Origin of the sequence: Nocardioides alkalitolerans DSM 16699 (genome assembly GCF_000426525.1) — a bacterium.
Lineage (GTDB): Bacteria > Actinomycetota > Actinomycetes > Propionibacteriales > Nocardioidaceae > Nocardioides > Nocardioides alkalitolerans.
In genome coordinates this window covers 885,028-905,552 of record NZ_KE384533.1, presented here as the reverse complement: position 1 = coordinate 905,552, position 20,525 = coordinate 885,028, and the positions used below count along the sequence as shown (strand labels likewise).

The following is a 20,525-nucleotide window of genomic DNA, read 5'->3' as shown; positions in this document are numbered from 1 at the left end:
GCCACCTGCCCGTCCGCCGCTCGCCTCAGCCCGTCGCGTCAGCCGCGGGGGCGAGGCGGGCGCGCAGGCCGCTGGCGCGCTGGACCCGGCGTCCGAAGGCGGCCCGCAGGGACTCCTCCGACCCGACCAGCCGGACGCGCAGCCGGGCCCGGGTGACGGCCGTGTAGAGCAGCTCACGCGTGAGCAGGCGCGACGCGGTGTCGGGGAGCAGCACGGTGACCTCGTCGGCCTGGCTGCCCTGGGCCTTATGGATCGTCATCGCGTGCATCGTCTCGACGTCGGCGACCCGGCTCACGGCCACGTCCTTCGGCTGCACGCCGGCCCCGGTCGCGAACCGCACCCGCAGCCCGCCGTCGGCGGTGCGGAACACCACCCCGACGTCGCCGTTCCACACCTTCAGCTGGGGGTCGTTGCGCACGACGAGCAGGGGCTTGCCGGCGTACATGCCGCCCGGCACGACCCCGGGGTCGGCCTCGGCGAGCCAGCGCTCGACGCGGTCGTTCATCGACTGCACGCCGTAGGGCCCGAGACGGTGCGCGCACAGCACGCGGTGCCGGGCGAGCAGCTCGAGGGCCCCGGCCGGGTCGCCGACGAGAGCCGCCGCCCGGACGGCGAGCGCACGCCGCACCAGGTCGTCGCGCAGGACGCCCTCGATCGTCTGCTCGGGGGAGGCGTCGGCCGCCGGCGTCTCGACGAACCGCACGGCGTCGCCCGAGCCGTCCTCGCCGCGCGCCAGACGCACGACGGCGTCCGCGTCGTCGGCGTCGTCGTCCGCGCCCCCGCGGAGCGCCTCGGCGAAAGTGCCGATCTGGGCGCCGTACCGGTGCGCGGTGCGCAGCCGCACGACCGGCCCGCTGCCGTCCTGCTCGGGGAAGCCGGCGACCAGGTCGGCGAGCACCGCGCCGGCCTCGACGGAGGCGAGCTGGTCGGGGTCGCCCACCAGCACCAGGCGCGCCTGCGGGCGGACCGCCTCGAGCAGCCGCGCCGTCATCGTCAGCGACAGCATGGAGGCCTCGTCGACGACCACGACGTCGTGCGGCAGCCGGTTGCCGCGGTGGTGACGGAACCGGGTCGACGACCCGGGCACCGAGCCGAGCAGGCGGTGGAGCGTCGAGGACTGCGCCGTCGCGACCGCCCGACGCAGCGCGTCGCGGTCGGCACCGTCGAGCCGGCTGCGCCCGGCGCCGGCCCCGCCCGTGCCGCCCGCGCTCTCCACGGGGCCGTCGACCGCCTCGTTCACGGCCTCGGCCAGCCGCGCCGCGGCCTTGCCGGTGGGGGCGGCGAGGGCGATCCGCAGGGCCGGGCCGTCGGGCACCGCGTCGGCCTGGTGCACCAGCAGGGCGAGCAGGCCGGCGACCGTGGTGGTCTTGCCGGTGCCGGGACCGCCGGTGAGCACCGTCGTGCGCCGGGTCATGGCGTGCCGCACGGCCGTGCGCTGCTCCTCGTCGGTCTCCGCCGGGAAGACCCGGTCGAGGCCCTCGTCGAGGAGCCCGAGGTCGACCTCGGGAGCCGCCACCGCGTCGCGGGCGCGCAGGTCGGCCGCGATCTGCAGCTCCTCCTGCCGGTAGCGGTCGAGGTGGACCAGCGGCCCCTCCCGGTGGAGCACCTGCTGCTGCACGAGGCCGCTGCCGTCGAGGGCGGCGCACCACTCGTCGTAGGTCGGCCAGCGCAGCCCCTCGGGCAGCTCGGGGGCGAGGTAGTCGACCGTGTCGAGGTCGAGGCACACCGACCCCGACCGGAGGGCCCGCACGCACAGGGCGAGGGCGAGCTGGGCGCGCTCCTCGTCGGGGGTCGGGTGGGCGCCCGCCGCGGCCAGGGCCCCGAGCCGGCGGGCGACCTGGACGTCGGCGGAGGTGACGACCCCGGCCCGGTTGAAGTCATGGAGCAGCCCGGCGGGCTGCCCGAGGGCCAGACGCCGGTCGTGGGGGCCGTCGGGCTCGAAGAGCTCGCTCACGGGCGGCGCCCCTTCCGCTCGGGACGGCCCGGACCCCGCGCCGGGGCCTCGCCGTCGAGGAGGTCGCTGACCGCGACCACGAGCGCCACCGGCGGGCGCCACGAGAAGACCCCGCACGGGTGGCCGTCGACGGTCGGCGTCGCCGGCCCGCACATGCCGCGCAGGTAGAGGTAGAGCACGCCGCCGAGGTGGCGCTCCGGGTCGTACGACGCGAGCCGCCACCGCAGGAAGCGGTGGGCGACCACCGCGTAGAGCAGCGCCTGCAGCGGGTAGTCCGAGCCGCGCATCGCGGCCGCGAGCGCCTCGGGCCGGTAGGCGGAGGCGTGCAGGAGCGGCGCTGCCCCGGTCCCCTCGTCCGATCCGGGGTCCGTCGCGAGGTCCGTCCCGGCGCCCGACCCGGCGTACGGGCCCAGCCAGTTGGTCTTGTAGTCGACGACGAGGTAGCGGTCGCCCCCGTCGTCGCCCTGGCCGCGCAGGCGCAGGACGACGTCGACGGAGCCCGTCAGGTAGCCGCGCAAGGGCTGGTCGGCGAGGGCCGGGTCGGCGTCGAGGGCGTCGGCGTAGCCGCGCACGGGGTCGCCCTCGGGCAGGTGTGCCCGGAGCAGCGGCCCGAGGTCGCCGAGCAGCACCCCGACGCCGGCCGCCTCGGCGGCAGCGCCGCGCGGGGCGTCGTCGCCGCCCGCCAGGGGCAGCTCGAAGTCCAGCTCCTCCAGCAGGTCGGTCGTCGCGATCGAGCTCAGCGTCCGGTCGCCGGCGAGCGGCCCCATCGGCGTGGTCGCCACGGCGGCGAGGGCGGTCGCGAGGACGTCGGCGTCGAGGTTGTCGACCGGCCACCAGCCGCGCTGCTCCTCCACCCGGGCGCGCAGCTCGCCGACGAGGTCGGGGCTGGTGAGGTCGGCGTGCTCGAGCACGGCGTGCACCAGGGAGCCGAAGGTCGCGCCCACCGGCAGGGTCGCCATGGGTGAGACGACGTCGTCGGCGAGCGCGGGCAGGTCGCCGGGCGTACCCGGCCCCGCACCGTCGACCTCGTCGGTCTTCGGCTCCACCTCCGGCTCGCTCGTCACGCCGAGGTCGGCGACCGAGCCCGTCCCGCGCCCGGCCCCGTGGCCCGCCGCCGACCCGCCCGCCGCCAGCGACGAGTACGACGTGCGCCGCCACGCCGTGTCGACGCGACGCTCGAAGCGGCGCACCGCCAGCGCCGCGGGAGCCGGTGGGGCAGGGGCGGGCAGGAGCGGTGTCGGAACGGCCTCCTCGACGACCGGTCCGCCGTGCTCGGCCCACCGGGCCAGGCGGGCGGCGGCGTCGGCGTCGCTCGGCAGCTCGGCGGGGTCGGGCACGTCCGCCTCCCCGGGACGGCGACCGAACAGCACGCGGTGCAGCGGCGAGGAGGGAGTGGTCGTGGTCGGCGCCCACCAGGTGACGACCTGCGAGCGGGCGCGGGTGAGCGCGACGTACAGCAGGCGCAGCGACTCCCCGGCGTCCTCCGCCACGTGGGCCGCGACGCTGTCGCGCCAGTGCGGGCCCGAGCGCCCGCCGACGTCGACCGCCCGGCTCCGCGTGCCCGCCGCGTCGGGGGGCAGGTGGAACAGCGGCACGTCGGGGTCGCGCACCCACCGGTCGGCGAGCGAGGGCAGGTAGACCACCGGGTACTCCAGCCCCTTCGACCCGTGGATCGTCACGAGCTGCACCGCCGAGGCGTCGCTGTCGAGGCGGCGGGTGCGCTCGGAGACACCATCGGCGCCCTCGTCGCGCATCTCGTCGCGCAGCCAGGCGATGAGGCCGACCAGCCCGAGGGACTCCCCCGTCGACCGGCCCTCCCCGCGGGCGGTCTGGTGGAGCGACTCGGCCAGGTGGCGCAGGTCGGTGAGGTGGCGCTCGCCACCCTCCTGCGCGAGGACCCGTGCGAACAGCCCGTCGCGCACCGCGGCCTCGAAGACCGCGGCGACCCCGCGCCGTACGAGCAGGTCGCCCCAGCCGCGGAGCGTGTCGGCCACCGCGTCGGTCACCTCGTCGCTGGCCGCCTCGCTGTCGGCGACCAGGCCGACCACGTCGTACGGGAAGAAGGAGGTCAGCGCCGCGGCCCGCACGCGCGCCGAGCGGTACGGCGCCTCGACCGCCTCCAGCAGCGTGAGCCACTCGAGCGCGGCCGGCGTGCCGTAGACGCTGCCGCCGCCGGCGAACACCGCCCGCACCCCGAGCGCCCGCAGCGCCGTCTGCACGGCTCCCAGCTGGCGCCGCCCGTGGGCGATGACGGCGACGTCGCCGGCCTGGAGCGGGCGTCCGTCGAACTGCGCGTCGGAGGCGAGCAGCCGGGCGATGTCGCGGGCGCAGTCGGCCTCGACGTAGGGACGCACCGTCGACGTCCACAGCTTCTGGCGCCCGCTGCCGCCCGAGGTCACGTGGTCGCGCCGCACCACCCGCAGCCGGAACGGCGCGTCGGAGGGCGCACCGGTGAGGCGCGTGCGCTGGTGGTGGGCGTGCACCGGCCGGACGACGATCTGGTCGTCCCCGAGCGCGGCGCCCTCGAGGACCCGCTGGACGGCCCCGACCAGCCCGGCGTCGGAGCGCCAGTTGGTGGCCAGCGTCTGGTGGGTCGAGGCGGTCGCGGCGGCGGCGAGGTACGTGACGACGTCGCCGCCACGGAAGGCGTAGATCGCCTGCTTCGGGTCGCCGATCAGCACCATCGTGATGCCCTCGACACCCGTGAAGGCGCGGTCGAAGACCTGCCACTGGACCGGGTCGGTGTCCTGGAACTCGTCGACCAGCACGACCTTCCACCGGCCCCGCATCCGCAGCCGGGCCGGGGCGTCGTGGTCGGCGAGCGCTGCGGCCAGCTGGGAGAGGAGGTCGTCGTAGCCCAGCAGCCCGGCACGGCGCTTGCGCCGGTCGAGCTCGCGGCGCACCGCGCGGGCGAAGCCGACCCGGCGCGCGGCCGGGGTGCCGTCGGCGGGGTGCTCCGGCACGATCGTGGCCTGCGGGTCGTACGCCGCCGCCCGACCCAGGCGGCGCGCCTCGGCGTGGGTGAACGACGGCTTCTCGTCGTCGACGAACCCGCGGAGGTAGAGGTCGTCGACGACCTCGTCGAGGAGGTCGTCGACGTCCTCCACGAGCCGGGCGGAGGGGTCGGTGTCGCCCGCGACCCCCAGGCTGCGGAGCACCTGCTGGCAGAACTGGTGGATCGTCGCGATGGTGGCGGCGTCGAAGTGGGCGAGGGCGTCGTCGACCCGCGCGAGCCGGGCGACCAGCTCGTCACGGCCACCGGCGCAGAGCATCGCCACGACCTCGTTCGGGGCGGGCGCCGCCGACTCGTCGGCCCCGGGCGTCGCACCCTCCGGCGCGGTGCCGTCGCTCCCGCGCGCCACCTCGGGGTCGGTGCCCTCGTCGAGCGCGCGCAGCGTGGCGCGCAGCGCGTCGGCCAGGTCGTCGAGCTGGCCCCGCACCCGCTGGCGCAGCTCCTGGCTCGCCGCCCGCCCGAAGGTGACGACGAGCATCTCGTCGAGGCGGGCCCGGCCCTCGGCGACGTAGCGCGCCACGAGCGCGCCGATGGTCCAGGTCTTGCCCGTGCCGGCGCTCGCCTCGAGCAGCGTCGTACCGGTCGGCAGGTCGCTCGCCAGCACGTCGAACTCGGTGATCTGCCGCGCGCTCACAGCACCCCCACCTGCTCGTTGCCCTCGAGCAGCGGACCCCAGACCCGCCACGCGTACTGCCCCAGCCGCGTGTGGAGCCCGTCGGCACCGCCGCTCGGCAGCCACCGCTCGTCGTCGCGCGGCGGGCCGAGCAGCACGTCGACCGGCGCCGCGTCGCCGTACAGCCGGCGGTGGGGGTGGTCGTCGGCCTCGCCCGGCACGACGCTGCCGAACGACGTCGTCCACTCCTTGGCGGCGACGTCGACGAGCGACACGTCGTCACCGCGACGGGCCCGACGCATCGCCTCGGCGTAGGCGCAGGCCGTGCGCACGGGCAGCGGCAGCGGCTCGCGCAGGCCCCGCGCGCGGACGTCGACGAGCGCCCGGAGCCAGTCGACCGCCCGGTGGTCGAGCGGCCCGGCGATCGAGCGCTGCGGCGCCCCCCGCCCCTTGCCGACCGTGTGGGCGGTGAAGCTCTCGTCGGGGTACGACGCCGTCAGCGCCAGCAGCCGCACCCACGCCGTCAGCCGGTGGGTGGCCCGCAGGGACGAGAAGCCGACGGACACGAGCCGGTTGCCGTGGACGTTGCCGACCGTGCCCACCAGCCGGACCCCGCCGAGGTCGACGTCGACGTCGAGCGTGCGGGGCTCGCCGACCCGCAGCGACGCGGTGCCGAGGTGGAGGTCGCGCACGTCGCCCTTGACGCGCTCGAGCACGGTCTCGCCGAGCGCCCGCGGGGGCAGCAGGCCACGGCGCCGCTCGGCCGCGATCGCGTCGGCCGGCTCGATGCCCGCGAGCGCGTCGGTGAGCAGCCGGTGGCCGACCCCCCACTTCGCGAGGCCGTCGAGGTCGACCGGGATCGCGTCGTCGACCTCGTCGACGTCGAACGGGACGCTCACGTCGAGCCGGCTGCGCAGGAAGTCGCGCGCCGGGTGCACCAGGAAGCGCACCAGGTCGTCGAGGGCGACGGTCGTCTCGGGACGGTCGCGCAGCGGCGCGGTCACGAGGGGGCCCGCCGGCGTGCGGGGCCCGCGGGCCGCCAGCGCCCCCTCGAGCGCGGCGGTGTCGAAGCTGAGCGGGGGCGCGCCGGCCGGGGTCAGCGGGCGGGTCTCCTCCACGGCACCCACCGTCAGGTTCGCCGGGTCGAACGGCTGCAGGGGGTGGCGCACCACGACGTCGCGCTGCACGTCGGCCGTGCGGCGGACCGCGGTGACCAGCTCGCCCAGCGGCACCGCGGGCGGGCGGAGGCCGCCCGTGTGCTCGCCGGCCCCGGTGTAGGTGACGACGAGCGTCTCGGTGGCGGCCATGACGGCGTCGAGGAGCAGCTGCCGGTCCTCGCTGCGGGCGTCGCGCTCGCCGACGAGCGGCGAGCGGGCGAGCACGTCGTCGCCGTCGACGATGCCAGAGCGGGGGAAGACGCCGTCGTCGAGCCCGAGCAGGCAGACGACGCGGTGCGGGACCGAGCGCATCGGCACGAGGGTGGCGACGGTGAGGGTGCCGGTGCGGAAGTTGGAGCGCGTGGGCCGACCGCCCAGCTGCCGCGCCAGCATCGCGCGCACGTCGGGCAGCGTCAGCTCGGCGTCCGGGCCGAGCCCCGCGGCGTCGACCGGCGTCGCGCGGGCGAGCTCGCGCTCGAGCTCGGTGACCTGCCACGCCTCGGTGGCGGGCACGGCGGTGAGGGCGGCGACGGTGGCCGCCAGCGTGGTCGTCCAGACCGAGGCGGGCGCGGGCCCGTGGAGGCTGCGCAGGCCGGTGTCGAGCCGGTCGACGAGCTCGGCGAGCTGGCCGGCCAGCTCGATGTCGCTGCTGCCGACGTCGTCGAGCGGCAGCGCGCTGCCGACCCAGCGGGGCTCGTCACCGGCCATCGCGACGCCCAGCAGCACGCGGTCGAGGCCCGCACGCCAGGTGTTCTGGGCGACGCCGCCCAGCCCGTACTCCGCCCGGTGGGCGGGGTCGAGGCCCCAGCGCACGCCGCTGTCCTGCACCCAGCGCTCCACCCGCGCCAGCGCGTCGTCGTCGAGCCCGAACCGGCGGCGCACCGCCGGCAGGGCCGCCAGGTCGAGCACCTCGGACGCCGTGGCCCGGCCGCCCGCCATCTCCAGCAGGCGGGTCGCGAGGGCGAGCAGCGGGTTGACGCTGCCCGGCGAGCGGTCGGCGAGGCGCACCCGCAGCTGGTGGGCCGGGTGGTGGCCGTCGACCGGGCCCGCCGGCTCCCCGGGGACCCCCGCCACCGACAGGCCGAACCCGGCCTGCACCAGCGGTGCGTAGGTCTCGACGTCGGGACACATGACGAGCACGTCGCGGGGCTCGAGGGTGGGGTCGTCGGCGAGGAGGCCGACGAGCACCTCGCGCAGCACCTCGACCTGGCGGGCCGGACCGTGGCAGGCGTGCACCTGCACCGACGGGTCGGAGGCGCGGGTGCGCTCGGCCCGCAGCGCGCGGTCGGGGGACCGGTCGGCCCGGATGTCGGCCTGCAGCAGCGCCAGCAGCGTGCCGTCGGTCTCGGCGCCGTCGTCCGCGGGCGCGGCGAGGTCGACGACCTCCGCGCCCGGCACCGCGGCGAGGGCGTGGTGCAGCTCGCGGGCGTCGCGCCCCAGCGAGGCGAGCAACGGGTGGTGCACGAGGCCGGCGGAGGTGTCGTCGGCGCGGCGGAGGACGGCCCCGCCCTCCGACGAGCGGGCCTCCGACGAGCCGGCCCGGTCGAGCGCCGCGGCCAGGGCGGGCGACGCGACCGGCAGCCAGAGGTGCACCTCCCGGGTCTGCGCGAGCGCCTCGAGGAGCGCCACCTCGGAGGCCGGCAGCCGGGTGTGGCCGAAGAGGGAGAGCCGAGCGGGGAGGTCGAGCCCCTCCCCGCCCGCCCGGAGCGCCGCCAGCGTCGCGGTCAGCCGCTCGTCGGGCGGCGGCGCATCGACGCGCTCGAGCACCCGGCGCCACAGCTCCGCCTGCCAGCGCAGGTCGTCGGGCAGCGGCACGCCGGCACCGTCGAGGTCGCGACCCGCGCGCCAGTCGGCGACCAGCTGCGGCCGCTGGGCGGCGTACGACGCGAAGAGCCCCGCGAGCCGTCGCGCCACCGACCAGCGGCGCGACCGGCGCAGCTCGGCCACGTCGGCGCCCTCGCCGGGCGCCAGCAGGCGGCCGAGGTGACGGGCCAGCGGAGCGCACCAGGCCTCGTCGAGGTGGGCGTCGACGGCGTCGAGCACGGGCCAGACCAGGCGGGACGCCTCCCACGGGTCGTCGCGCTCGCGCCCCAGGAGCAGGGCGACGAGGGAGGTGGGGGTGAGGAACCGGACGCCCGCGCACACGCCGTCGCCGCCCCGCGGACCGGCGCCGAGCCGGTGCGAGAGCCGCTGCGTGACCCACCGCTCCACGCCGCGCGCGGGCACCACGACCACCTCGGTGGCGAACGGGTCGTCGAGCGGCTGCGCGAGCAGCTCGCCGAGACCGTCGGCCAGGAGGTCGGTGCGGGGCGCACGGTGGATCGTCAGGGACACGCGGGAGAGCCTGCCACGCCCGTCCGACAGCCCGGTCGCGCGACCCTCGGGGCCTGTGGACAGCCCCGGACGACCCGTCGGAGGACCCGCAGCCCGCTCAGCCCGCCAAGGTCCCCGAGAGCCACCCGCGGGCGAACCGCTGCCACTCCTGCGTCTGCCCGCGCCAGGCCGACCAGACCTCCGCGGCGGTCATGCCGGGCGTCAGCAGCGCGGCCTCGCTCGCGTCGGCGTTGACGAGCACGACGCGGCCCGGGGCGTCGTACGGCACCAGCGCCCGCGCCCAGAGCGCCACCCAGATCTGCTGCACGTGGTCGCCGTCGGTGACCAGCTCGGTGCCGTCGCGCGAGAGCCGGACCTGGAACGACGACCGCCCGACCTCGCCCACCCGGACCCCGACCCGGCGCGAGCGCGGCACGCGGCGTCGCACGTCGACCGCGACGGCCTCGGGCCACCACCGGAGGGCGGCGTCGAGGAACGCGTCCGGCGTCAGCCGGAGCGCGCCGTCGGGCGAGTAGATGCACGCGGTCACGTCCACGCGACCAGTGTGCGTCAGGGCACGCGTGTCGCGTCGGCGCCGTGCGGGTCGACGGCCGGATCGCCGGGACCGGCAGGCTCCGCGGGCGGCCGCCGCACCAGCGTCGCCACCGCGACCAGCAGCAGCGAGACGAACGCGCCCACCAGGAACGCGGTGTGCACGCCCTCGGTGATGGCGGCGGCCTCGGCCACCCCGGCGTCCCGCTCGCGGGCGGCGACGACCGTCATCACGGTGACGAAGAGGGCCGTGCCCGCCGCGCCCGCGACCTGCTGGAACGTGCCGAGCACCGCCGAGCCGTGCGCGTAGAGCGGCGGCGGCACCGCGCCCAGGCCGGCCGTCATGAGCGGCGTGAAGGTCGCGGCCAGGCCGACGCAGAGCAGCATGTTGGTGGCGAGCAGCCACATCATCGACGTCTCCTGGTCGACCAGGGTCAGCATCCAGAGCGCTCCGCTCACCATGATCGTGCCCGGCACCAGCAGCACGCGGGGGCCGCGGGCGTCGTACACGCGCCCCACGATCGGGCCCGCCAGCCCCATCAGCAGGCCGCCGGGCAGCGTGATCAGACCCGTCTGGGTGGGCCCGTAGTCGAGCACGGTCTGCGCGAAGTAGGGCACCAGGATGAGCGTGCCCAGCATCGCGGCCATCGCGATGAGCATCGCGACCATGCAGACGCAGAACTGGTACGACGAGAACACCCGCAGGTCGAGCAGCGCGCGGTCCTCGCGGGCCAGGGCCAGCTGACGCGTCACGAACACGACGAGGGCGACGCCGCCGACGAGGAACGGCAGCCACGGCGGGAGGTGCGAGCCGCCCTCGGCGGAGTGGCCGAGCCCGACGAGGCCGTAGACGAGGCCGCCGAAGCCGAGCACCGCGAGCGGCACCGAGACGAGGTCGATCCGCGCCGGGGACGTGGGCGAGACCGAGCGCACCATCCGCAGGCCGATCACCAGCGCGGCGACCGCGATGGGCAGCACGAGGCCGAAGATCCAGCGCCAGCCGAAGTGGTCGAGGATCACGCCGGACACCGTCGGGCCGAGCGCGGGCGCCACCGAGATGACGATCGAGATGTTGCCCATCATCACGCCGCGGCGCGACGGCGGCACGAGCGTCATCACCGTGGTCATGAGCAGCGGCAGCATGATCGCCGTGCCGGTCGCCTGCACGATGCGCGCGACCAGCAGCACCTCGAAGCCGGGCGCCACGAACGCGATCGCCGTGCCCGCGGTGAAGAGGCTCATGGCGAGCCCGAAGAGGGGACGCGTGCCGAGCCGCTGGATCAGGTAGCCGGTGAGCGGGATGACCACGCCCATCGTGAGCAGGAACGCCGTGGTCAGCCACTGCCCGACGCTCGGCGCGATGTCGAGCTCGACCTGCAGCACGGGGATCGCCACGCTCATGACGGTCTCGTTCAGGATGACGACGAAGCTGGCGACCAGCAGCACGGCGATCACGACGACGTCGCGGCGGTCCAGGGCGTCCGCGGCACCGCCCCCGGGCGTGCCCGGCGGCGTGGCCGGGCCCGCGGGCACGGACTTCTCGGCGCGGGTGTCGGTCACGTGGTGCTCCTCGGGGGTACGTCGGACGGTCGGCCGTGGTGCCGCGCGACGGGCGCGGCCGGCCGGGGGACACCGGGTCGTTGGCTCACTGGGGTGTCGACCCCCGAGGGTGCCAGAAGTCATCGACGCGCAGCCACCGGCTTTCGCGGTGACCCGGGACACGGGACGGCCCTGGACCCGGGATGCACCCGGACCCGCCGGCGCGTACGACGCCCGCCCCACCACCCGTGGACGCGGGGTGGGGCGTCGGACCGTGCGCTCCTATCCTGAGCGGCGTGACCTCCGACGCGCCGCCCGAGCTCCTCCGCCTGCGCTCCAGCATCGACAACATCGACGCAGCGCTCGTCCACCTGCTCGCGGAGCGGTTCAAGTGCACCCAGCAGGTCGGCGTGCTCAAGGCGACGCAGGGGCTGCCGCCGGCCGACCCGGCCCGCGAGGAGCGCCAGATCGAGCGGCTCCGCGACCTCGCCCTGACCGCCGGGCTCGACCCGGTGTTCGCCGAGAAGTTCCTCAACTTCGTCATCGCCGAGGTGATCCACCACCACCAGCGGATCGCCGAGGACGCCTGACCCGAGCCCGTCGGAGCGCCTCGAGGGCGGGCCGGTCAGACCGACGTCGTACGACGCTCTCGGCGCAGGTGGTCCCAGCCCGTCAGGCAGGCGACGGCCAGCGCCGCGGTGATCGCAGCCGACGGCAGCAGGGCGGTCATCACGAGCACGACGGTGGCGCCGGCCAGCACCAGCGTGCTCCAGCCGAGCGTCGAGGCGGTCGTCGAGCGGTTCATGCGGGTCACTCCTCAGGACGGCCACGGCGGGCCGGGGACGGATCGGTTCCTTCCCACCCTCCTGCCCGAGCGCGGCTCGGGCCACCGTCCGGGGACGGAGTCCCACCGCGCCGATCTCCGTCTCGGGGCGGAGGCCCGCGCCCCGCTCAGTCCGTCAGCGCCGTGACCACGAAGGTGGCGAGCTCGGCGTAGGCCTCGGCGTCCGTGAGCTCGAGGCGCTCGAAGAGCCGGCCCCGCTGGATCTCGAACATCGTGGCGGCGACCATCTCGCCGACGAACCCGGCGTGCACCGGGCGCAGCTCGCCCGACTCGACACCCGCGCTGACCAGCTGCCGGATGCGGTCGGCGGCGGCCTCGGTGTTGCGGCGGTAGACGGCCGCGGCGGGCGCGAAGCCCGAGAGGTCCTCGAGGAACGCGGGCGACAACGGCTGCAGGCAGGCGGCCACGCCGCGCAGGTAGGCCTCGATCCGCGGACCGCAGCCCTCGACCCCGTCCAGACCCGCCTCGACCTCGGCGGTCGCGACGCGGAAGTACTGGCGCGCCGCCTCGACCACGAGCTCCTGCTTCGACGACGCCAGCGCGTAGAGCGTCGTCTTCGAGCAGCTGAGCCGGGCGGCGATGTCGTCGAGGGTGAGGCGGGCGAACCCCTCGGCGGCGAACAGCGTGACGAGCCGGTCGAGCAGGGCGTCCTGGCGCGCCGTACGGCGGGGACGTTGCGTCGTGCGGGCCATCGCCACCCTTTCGTCGTCGTAGGGTCGACACCGCGACCAGTACCGGAGACGATACTGCAGAACGTCGTCCAGTATCGTTCGGGACGACCCGCCCCGCGATCCGAGGAGTTCCCGTGCCCGCACGCCGCCTGCTGCCCAGCGAGGAGGCCGTCGACCTCATCGCCCTCGTCCGCGACCTCGCGACCAAGGAGCTGGCCCCCCGGGCCGCCGAGGCCGAGGAGAGCGCGGAGTTCCCGCGCGACGTCTTCCGCCTCCTCGGCCAGACCGGGATCCTCGGCCTTCCGTACGCCGAGGAGCACGGCGGCGGCGGGGTGCCGTACGAGGTCTACCTGCAGGTGCTCGAGGAGCTCGGCCGCGTGTGGGCGAGCGTCGGCGTCGGCGTCTCGGTGCACGCACTCTCCTGCTTCGGCCTCGTCACCAAGGGCACCGAGGAGCAGAAGAAGGAGTGGCTGCCCGACATGCTCGGCGGCGACCTGCTCGGCGCCTACTGCCTCTCCGAGGCGCACGCCGGCTCCGACCCGGCCGCGATGCGCACGACCGCGCGGCGCGACGGCGACCACTACGTGCTCAACGGCGCGAAGGCGTGGACGACGCACGGCGGGCAGGCCGACTTCTACAAGGTCATGGCCCGCACCTCCGACGACCGCAACGGCATCTCCTGCTTCCTCGTGCCGGCCGACACCGAGGGCCTCGTCGCCGACAACCCCGAGCGCAAGATGGGCCTCATGGGGTCGACGACGGCCACCATGGTGTTCGAGAACGTCCGCGTGCCGGTCGAGCGCCGCCTCGGCGAGGAGGGCGACGGCCTGCGCATCGCGCTCGCCGGCCTCGACTCCGGTCGTCTCGGCATCGCCGCCGTCGCCACCGGTCTCGCCCAGGGCGCGCTCGACGCCTCCCTCGCCTACGCCCAGCAGCGCACCGCGTTCGGCAAGCGGATCGTCGACCACCAGGGCCTCGGGTTCGTGCTCGCCGACATGGAGGCGGCGGTGCAGTCCGCCCGCGCCGTGACCCTGCACGCGGCCCGCCTGCGCGACCAGGGCCTGCCGTTCGGCCGCGAGGCCAGCGTCGCCAAGCTCGTCGCCACCGACAACGCCATGAAGGTCACCACCGACGGCGTCCAGGTGCTCGGCGGCGTCGGCTACACCCGCGACTTCCCGCTCGAGCGCTACATGCGCGAGGCCAAGGTCATGCAGATCTTCGAGGGCACCAACCAGATCCAGCGCATGGTCATCGCCCGCTCGCTCGACACCTCGACCCAGACGGGCCTCGAGCTCGTCCGCTGACGCCGCTCCCCCGCCGTCCGCCCGCCGTACGCCCGCCTCACCCCCAGGAGAACCCATGCAGCTCGCCCAGACCGCCGCGATCGTCACCGGCGCGGCCTCCGGACTCGGCGCCGCCACCGCCGCCGCCCTCGCCGCGCAGGGGGCCGAGGTCTTCGGCCTCGACCTGCCCGGCTCGATCGAGGACGCCCCGAGCGTCGACGGCGTGACCTACGTCGGCACCGACGTCACCGACCCCGAGCAGGTCGCGGCGGCCGTCGCGACCGCCGCCGAGGGCGCGCCGCTGCGCACGGTCGTCAGCTGCGCCGGCATCGGCCCGTCGGCGCGCATCCTCGGCAAGAAGGGTCCGCACGACCTCGCGCTCTACGCCAAGGTCGTGCAGATCAACCTCGTCGGCACGTTCAACGTGCTGACGCTCGCAGCCGAGCAGATCGCACAGACCGAGCCGCTCGAGCACGGCGCCCGCGGCGTGGTCATCAACACCGCCAGCATCGCGGCGTACGACGGGCAGGTCGGCCAGGCGGCCTACGCCTCCTCGAAGGGTGGCGTCGTCGGCCTCACGCTCCCGGCCGCCCGCGACCTGGCGCAGCACGGCATCCGCGTCTGCACGATCGCGCCCGGCATCGTCGAGACCCCGATGCTCGCCACCGTCTCCGACGAGTTCCGCGCCGGCCTCGCGGCGGGCGTGCCCTTCCCGCAGCGCCTCGCGCGGCCCGAGGAGTACGCCCAGCTGGCGCTCGCGATCATCGACCACGACTACCTGAACGGCGAGGTCATCCGCATGGACGGCGCGCTGCGCATGGCGCCGCGCTGACGACCCCTCCTCCGCCCACCGCTCCTGCGGTACGACGCGAGCCCGGCCACCGTGGGTGGCCGGGCTCGCTGCGTCGTGCGACGACCTCGAGAAAGTCGGCGCTGTGACCAATCCGACACCACGGGGGCAACGGATGACTCACCGACAGCGGCACGACGGTGCCGCTGGTCCCGGAGCCACCTCCGCCGCCGGGTCGGCGCCCCCGACCTCGCCGGCGGAGGTCCCGGCTCCCGATCAGGCGGTCGGGCTCATCCTGTCGGGCCCGGCCGCCGCCGGCACCGGCCCCGAGCGCGCTCAGACCGCTCCGAGGTGCTCCCGCAACGCCGCGAGGGCCTCGTCGAGCACCTCGACGAGGTCGGCGTCGTCCTGGGCGAGCCAGGCCTCGTAGGCCGCGAGCGACACCGCGAGGGCCGCGTGGCCGACGACGACGGCGCGCACGTGGTCGGCCGGGACGTCGTACCGACGGGCCGCGAACCGCTGCACGACGCCGCGCCACTCGGCGTACATGAGCGCGGAGTGCGCCTGCAGCGCCGGCGTCTCGAGGAGCAGCCGCATGCGCCGGCGGTGCTGCACCTCGGCGCCGGGCGGCAGCTCGTTGAAGTCGAGGATCGCCTCGTGGAGCGCGCGCCAGAGCGGCACGTCCGTGGGCGACGCCTCCAGGCGCCGCTCGAGCTCGGCGAGGCCGTCGGCGAACCGGCCCCACGGGATGTCGTTCTTGGACGAGAAGTAGCGGAAGAGCGTGCGGCGGCTGATGCCCGCGGCGGCCGCGACGTCGTCGACGGTGGTCTGCTCGAAGCCGCGCTCGTCGAAGAGGTCCAGCGCACGCGACTCGATGGCGTCGTGCGTCGTGGTGCGCGGGCGACCGAAGACCCCGGGGCGCGGCTCGTGGACCATCTGCGCATCCTCTCCGATCGGGCAGTTCCGCGGGGCACCTCTTCCCATCCGGCACCGGGTGTCATTAATGTGGCGCACAGCACATCGACCCGTCCACCCCCTGTGAAGGAGACCCGTCATGACCCAGCCCGACGAGACGACCGAGACCCCCGAGCTCACCGCCGAGCTCCTCATCGAAGAGGTCTCCATCGACGGCATGTGCGGCGTCTACTGAGCCGCTCGCCCACCATCCGAGCGACCCAGGAGCCCTGGACATGAGCGACGCCCCGAACGACCCGACCGACGCGGCGGCCCCCGCCGTACCGACCGCGGCACCTGCCGTCGGCCTCCACGAGCCGTGGGCGCTGTCGCCCGCGGTCGCGCTGCGGCCCGAGCCGTTCGGGGCGCTCGCCTACCACTTCGGCAACCGCAAGCTGACGTTCCTCAAGCGTCCCGAGCTCGTCGCCCTCGTGCGGGCGCTCGGCGAGCACGACGACGTGCAGGGCGCGCTCGCCGCCGCCGGCATCCCCGACACGCAGTGGGAGGCCTTCCTCGGCGCGCTGAGCGGTCTCGCCGTCACCGACATGATCCGTCCGCGCCCGGCCGCTCCCGCGGTCGACGGCGCCACCCGAGAAGGGAACGCCGCATGACGATCGCCCCCGAGCGGCCCACCACCGCGCCGGCCGTCCCGGCCTCCCGCCGCCCCAGCACGGGCCGCCTGGTCGACGAGTTCGAGCTCGGCCTCGACGCCCCGATCTGCCTGACGTGGGAGCTCACCTACGCCTGCAACCTCGAGTGCGCCCACTGCCTGTCGTCGTCGGGCCGCCGCGACCCCCGCGAGCTGACGACCGAGCAGTGCAAGGCCGTCATCGACGAGCTGCAGCGCATGCAGGTCTTCTACGTGAACATCGGCGGCGGCGAGCCGACGATCCGCCCCGACTTCTGGGAGCTGCTGCAGTACGCCGTCGACCACCAGGTCGGCGTGAAGTTCTCCACGAACGGCGTGCGGCTCAACCCGGAGCGCGCCCGCTTCCTCGCGAGCACCGACTACGTCGACGTGCAGATCTCCCTCGACGGCGCGACCGCCGAGGTCAACGACTACGTGCGCGGGCCCGGCTCCTACGACACCGCGATCACGGCCCTGAAGAACCTCCAGGAGGCGGGCTTCAAGGACGCGAAGATCTCCGTCGTCTGCACGCGCCAGAACATCGGCCAGCTCGACGAGTTCAAGGCCCTGGCCGACACGTACGGCGCGACCCTGCGCCTCACCCGCCTGCGCCCCAGCGGCCGTGGCGCCGACGTGTGGGACGAGCTGCACCCGCTCCCCGAGCAGCAGCGCGAGCTCTACGACTGGCTGATGAGCCACGGCGAGAACGTGCTGACCGGCGACTCCTTCTTCCACCTCGCCGCGTTCGGCGAGGCGCTCCCGGGCCTCAACCTCTGCGGCGCGGGCCGCGTGGTCTGCCTCATCGACCCGATCGGCGACGTCTACGCGTGCCCGTTCGCGATCCACGACGAGTTCCTCGCCGGCAACCTGCTCGCCGACGGCGGCTTCAAGCAGGTCTGGCAGCAGTCCGAGCTCTTCCAGGAGCTGCGCTCGCCCCAGACCGGCGGCGCCTGCTCGTCGTGCCAGTTCTTCGACACCTGCCGCGGCGGCTGCATGGCCGCCAAGTTCTTCACCGGGCTCCCGCTCGACGGGCCCGACCCCGAGTGCGTGCAGGGGTACGGCGAGTCGGCCCTCGCGGGCGACCGCAGCATCCCGGCGGCGAGCCAGGACCACTCGAAGAAGAACCCGACCCGCAACGCCCCGGTCATGCTGTCGATCGGGCGCCGGCCCGACGACCTCTCGTCGGCGCTCACCCCGCGGGCCGCGCCCGTGTCGGCCTGCGCCGAGAGCCCCCTGGCCGGCTTCGACCCGGCCGAGAGCTCCGGCGGCTGCGCCTCGGGCGCCTGCGGCTGCTGAGGCGCCGCCCCCACGATCGCCCGGCGGGCGTGCGGAATCGCCGTACGTGCGCCCGCCGGGCCACCACCTCTCCCGCCCCACCCGCGCCGCACCCGTGCGCGCGCCGCCGTACCAGTGAAGGAAGCGTCATGGCCCAGCCCGAGTGGCTCTCCAAGGTCGAGAACCCCTGGAAGCAGAACCCCTGGTTCGAGTCCGTCGCCGTCGCGCAGGAGCGGGCGCGCAAGCGGCTCCCGCAGCCCGTGTACGGCGCGCTCGTCGCCGGCTCGGAGCGCGGGCAGTCGGCGAGCGACAACCAGGGCGCCTTCGCCGAGATCGGGTTCCAGCCCGTCGTGGCGGGCCAGAAGGCCCCGGCCGACCAGACGACCACGGTCTGGGGCCACGAGATCTCCCAGCCCGTCGTGATCAGCCCGACCGGCGTGCAGGCGGTGCACCCCGACGGCGAGGTCGCCGTCGCCCGGGCCGCCGAGAACCGCGGCACGATCATGGGACTGTCGAACTTCGCCTCGAAGTCGGTGGAGGAGGTCGTGGCCACCGGCGCCCGCACGATGTTCCAGATGTACTGGACCGGCGAGCGCGACGTGATGGTCCAGCGCATGCAGCGGGCGCAGGACGCCGGCGCGATCGGCCTCATCGCCACCACCGACTGGTCGTTCTCGATGGGCCGCGACTGGGGCTCCCCGGAGATCCCCGAGAAGGTCGACCTGAAGACGATGGTGCGGTTCGCGCCGAAGGTCGTCACCAAGCCGCGCTGGCTGTGGACGTTCGGGAGGACCGGCATGATCCCCGACCTCACCGCCCCCAACCTGGCGCCTCCCGGGGCAGCGAAGGGCCCCACGTTCTTCGGCGCCTACTACGAGTGGATGACCACGACGCCCCCGTCGTGGGACGACATCTCGTGGATGCGCGAGCAGTGGGCGCAGATCTCGGGCGGCAAGCCGTTCGTGCTCAAGGGCGTCAGCCGGGTCGACGACGCGCGCCGGGCCGTCGACGCGGGCGTCGCGGGCATCTCGGTGAGCAACCACGGCGGCAACAACCTCGACGGCACCCCCGCCGCCATCCGGATGGTGAAGCCGATCGCCGACCGCGTGGGCGGCGAGATCGACGTGGTCGTCGACGGCGGCATCCGGCGGGGGTCCGACGTCGTGAAGGCGGTCGCGCTGGGCGCGAAGGCCGTGCTCATCGGCCGCGCCTACCTCTGGGGCCTCGCCGCCAACGGCGAGCAGGGCGTCGGCAACGTGCTCGACATCCTCCGATCGGGCGTCGACTCGACCCTGCGCGGCATGGGGGTGTCCAGCATCCACGACGTGCGCCCCGAGCACCTGCTTGTGCCGGAGGGGTTCCACCGCACCCTCGGGGACGGCTGACCCGTGGTCCCCGCCCTCACGCCCCGCTCCTGGCCCGACGTCGAGACGGGCGGCCTGCTCCTGGTGCCGGTGGGGTCGATCGAGCAGCACGGGCCGCACCTGCCCCTCGACACCGACTCCGTCATCGCCGGCGAGGTCGCGAGCCGGGTCGCCGTGCACCTCGCCGACGAGGTGCCGGTGCTCGTGGCGCCGCCGATCGTGTACGGCGCGAGCGGCGAGCACCACGGGTTCCCGGGCACCCTCTCGATCGGCACCGAGGTGCTCACCACGCTCCTCGTCGAGCTGGTGCGCTCGGCGCAGCTGTGGGCCGACCGGATGGTCTTCGTCAACGCCCACGGCGGCAACGTCTTCGCCCTCACCGCGGCGGTGACGCGGCTGCGGGCGGAGGGTCACGACGCGGCCTGGGTGGCGTGCGCGACCGAGGAGGTCGACCTCCACGCCGGGCTCACGGAGACCTCGATCATGCTCCACCTGCGGCCCGCCGACGTCGACGTACGGCGGGCCGAGGCCGGCTGCACCGACGCCCTCTCCGAGATCCTCCCGACCCTGATGAGCGGCGGCGTGAGGGCGGTCTCGCCGAACGGCGTGCTGGGCGACCCGACGGGCGCCACCGCGGAGCACGGGCGCGTGCTGGTCGCGGGCATCGTGCGGGACGTGCTCCACGCCGTACGCCACGGCCTGCCCGACGAACGCGGCCTGCTGCACCCCGCGGCCGTCCACCCGGAGCGGTCCGGGGCGGTCGGGGGAGCGGGCGGGTGAGCGGGCGGCGCGTGGCGCTCGTGACGGGAGCCGCGGGCGGCATCGGCACGGCGACGCTCGCCGCGCTGGCCCGGGACGGCTACGACGTCGTGGGCGTCGACGTCGCGCCCGTGACGGGACCGGCGGTGGAGTCGCACGTCGTGGACGTGCGGGACGCCCCGGCGCTGGCCGCGCTCGCCGCCGACGTCGTCGCGCGACGCGGCCGCCTGGACGCCGTGGTCGCCGCCGCGGCCGTCGTCGGGGGCGGCGCCCCGCTGTGGGAGACCCCGCCAGAGGTGCTCGACGAGCTCTGGGAGGTCGACGCCAAGGGCGTCTGGACCACCGCCGCCGTCACCGTGCCCCACCTGCTCGCCGGGCCGGAGCCGCACCTCGCCCGGTTCGTGGCGATCGCGTCGGCCGCCGGGGAGCATGGCCTGTTCTCGCTGTCGGCGTACACGACCGTCAAGCACGCCGTCATCGGCATCGTGCGAGGCCTCGCGGCCGACCTGGTCGGCACCGGGGTCACCGCGGTCGCGGTCTCGCCCGGCGCCACCCGCACCCCGATGCTCACCGCCACCGCGGCCCTCTACGGGCTGAGCGGGGAGGAGGGCATCGCCGAGCTGGCCCGCCACCAGGGCCTGCGCCGACCCCTGGAGCCCGCCGAGATCGCCGACGTGGTCGCGGCCTGCTGCTCGCCCGCGGGCGCCGCGCTGCACGGCTCGGTGGTCTCGGCCGACGGCGGCTTCGGCATCTGACCGATCGGTCGGTCTCCTACACTCGGGCCAGACCGGACGCGCGATCCGCGGCACCGGCTCG

General features: G+C 75.5%; 17 protein-coding genes. 9 read left to right on the top strand and 8 right to left on the bottom strand.

All coding sequences use genetic code 11. From position 1 onward, the window contains the following. Positions 1-25 precede the first annotated feature (25 nt). From recD to K329_RS28590, 5 genes are all read right to left on the bottom strand, one after another. On the bottom strand, positions 26-1,954 hold the full coding sequence (gene recD / locus K329_RS0121160) for an exodeoxyribonuclease V subunit alpha (protein WP_169721612.1): 1,929 nt from the start codon (positions 1,952-1,954) through the stop codon (positions 26-28). Then, complete coding sequence (locus K329_RS28595; protein ID WP_169721624.1) at positions 1,951-5,601, bottom strand: UvrD-helicase domain-containing protein; 3,651 nt, start codon at positions 5,599-5,601, stop codon at positions 1,951-1,953. Before K329_RS28595 ends, recD begins: the two co-directional genes overlap by 4 nt. Next, entirely contained in the window at positions 5,598-9,071 is a 3,474-nt protein-coding gene (gene recC / locus K329_RS0121150; RefSeq protein WP_028474596.1) for an exodeoxyribonuclease V subunit gamma, read from the bottom strand. The genes K329_RS28595 and recC overlap by 4 nt, the downstream gene beginning before the upstream one ends. Before the next feature lie 97 nt (positions 9,072-9,168). Beyond that, positions 9,169-9,606, bottom strand: coding sequence for a hypothetical protein (locus K329_RS0121145; protein WP_028474595.1), 438 nt, complete (start codon positions 9,604-9,606; stop codon positions 9,169-9,171). A 14-nt stretch (positions 9,607-9,620) separates the two neighbouring features. Continuing rightward, positions 9,621-11,162 carry an MDR family MFS transporter gene (locus K329_RS28590; protein WP_245596636.1) on the bottom strand — a complete coding sequence of 514 codons (1,542 nt, stop codon included), beginning with the start codon at positions 11,160-11,162 and terminating at the stop codon, positions 9,621-9,623. A 275-nt stretch (positions 11,163-11,437) separates the two neighbouring features. Here K329_RS28590 and K329_RS0121135 point away from each other — a divergent pair, with 275 nt between their 5' ends. Continuing rightward, positions 11,438-11,731: a chorismate mutase gene (locus K329_RS0121135; protein WP_245596635.1), complete on the top strand. Its 294-nt coding sequence runs from the start codon at positions 11,438-11,440 to the stop codon at positions 11,729-11,731. A 35-nt stretch (positions 11,732-11,766) separates the two neighbouring features. Here the strand turns inward: K329_RS0121135 and K329_RS0121130 are convergent, their stop codons facing one another. Together K329_RS0121130 and K329_RS0121125 are read right to left on the bottom strand one after the other, a co-directional pair. Next, positions 11,767-11,946 (bottom strand): hypothetical protein, encoded by a 180-nt coding sequence (locus K329_RS0121130; protein ID WP_028474593.1) that lies wholly within the window; start codon positions 11,944-11,946, stop codon positions 11,767-11,769. Positions 11,947-12,092: 146 nt separating this feature from the next. Further along, positions 12,093-12,677, bottom strand: a complete 585-nt coding sequence (locus tag K329_RS0121125; RefSeq protein WP_028474592.1) for a TetR/AcrR family transcriptional regulator — start codon at positions 12,675-12,677, stop codon at positions 12,093-12,095. Between the two features lie 113 nt (positions 12,678-12,790). Here K329_RS0121125 and K329_RS0121120 point away from each other — a divergent pair, with 113 nt between their 5' ends. Next, positions 12,791-13,960, top strand: coding sequence for an acyl-CoA dehydrogenase family protein (locus K329_RS0121120; RefSeq protein ID WP_028474591.1), 1,170 nt, complete (start codon positions 12,791-12,793; stop codon positions 13,958-13,960). A gap of 55 nt (positions 13,961-14,015) precedes the next feature. Continuing rightward, positions 14,016-14,771 (top strand): SDR family NAD(P)-dependent oxidoreductase, encoded by a 756-nt coding sequence (locus tag K329_RS0121115; RefSeq protein ID WP_028474590.1) that lies wholly within the window; start codon positions 14,016-14,018, stop codon positions 14,769-14,771. Between the two features lie 294 nt (positions 14,772-15,065). Here the strand turns inward: K329_RS0121115 and mftR are convergent, their stop codons facing one another. Beyond that, positions 15,066-15,665 (bottom strand): mycofactocin system transcriptional regulator, encoded by a 600-nt coding sequence (mftR, locus tag K329_RS0121110; protein WP_028474589.1) that lies wholly within the window; start codon positions 15,663-15,665, stop codon positions 15,066-15,068. A 118-nt stretch (positions 15,666-15,783) separates the two neighbouring features. Here mftR and mftA point away from each other — a divergent pair, with 118 nt between their 5' ends. The 6 genes from mftA (at position 15,784) to K329_RS0121080 (ending at position 20,464) form a co-directional block, all read left to right on the top strand. After that, the gene (gene mftA, locus K329_RS30520) at positions 15,784-15,879 is read left to right on the top strand and encodes a mycofactocin precursor MftA (RefSeq protein WP_084541486.1); all 96 of its coding nucleotides are present in this window, start codon (positions 15,784-15,786) and stop codon (positions 15,877-15,879) included. A 40-nt stretch (positions 15,880-15,919) separates the two neighbouring features. After that, positions 15,920-16,294, top strand: a complete 375-nt coding sequence (mftB, locus tag K329_RS28585; RefSeq protein ID WP_084541485.1) for a mycofactocin biosynthesis chaperone MftB — start codon at positions 15,920-15,922, stop codon at positions 16,292-16,294. Beyond that, positions 16,291-17,607, top strand: a complete 1,317-nt coding sequence (gene mftC, locus K329_RS0121095) for a mycofactocin radical SAM maturase (RefSeq protein ID WP_028474588.1) — start codon at positions 16,291-16,293, stop codon at positions 17,605-17,607. Before mftB ends, mftC begins: the two co-directional genes overlap by 4 nt. Positions 17,608-17,735: 128 nt before the next feature. After that, positions 17,736-18,971 carry a pre-mycofactocin synthase MftD gene (gene mftD / locus K329_RS0121090; protein WP_028474587.1) on the top strand — a complete coding sequence of 412 codons (1,236 nt, stop codon included), beginning with the start codon at positions 17,736-17,738 and terminating at the stop codon, positions 18,969-18,971. Between the two features lie 3 nt (positions 18,972-18,974). After that, positions 18,975-19,730, top strand: a complete 756-nt coding sequence (mftE, locus tag K329_RS28580) for a mycofactocin biosynthesis peptidyl-dipeptidase MftE (protein ID WP_052337193.1) — start codon at positions 18,975-18,977, stop codon at positions 19,728-19,730. Further along, positions 19,727-20,464 (top strand): mycofactocin-coupled SDR family oxidoreductase, encoded by a 738-nt coding sequence (locus K329_RS0121080; RefSeq protein ID WP_028474586.1) that lies wholly within the window; start codon positions 19,727-19,729, stop codon positions 20,462-20,464. The genes mftE and K329_RS0121080 overlap by 4 nt, the downstream gene beginning before the upstream one ends. Positions 20,465-20,525 lie beyond the last annotated feature (61 nt).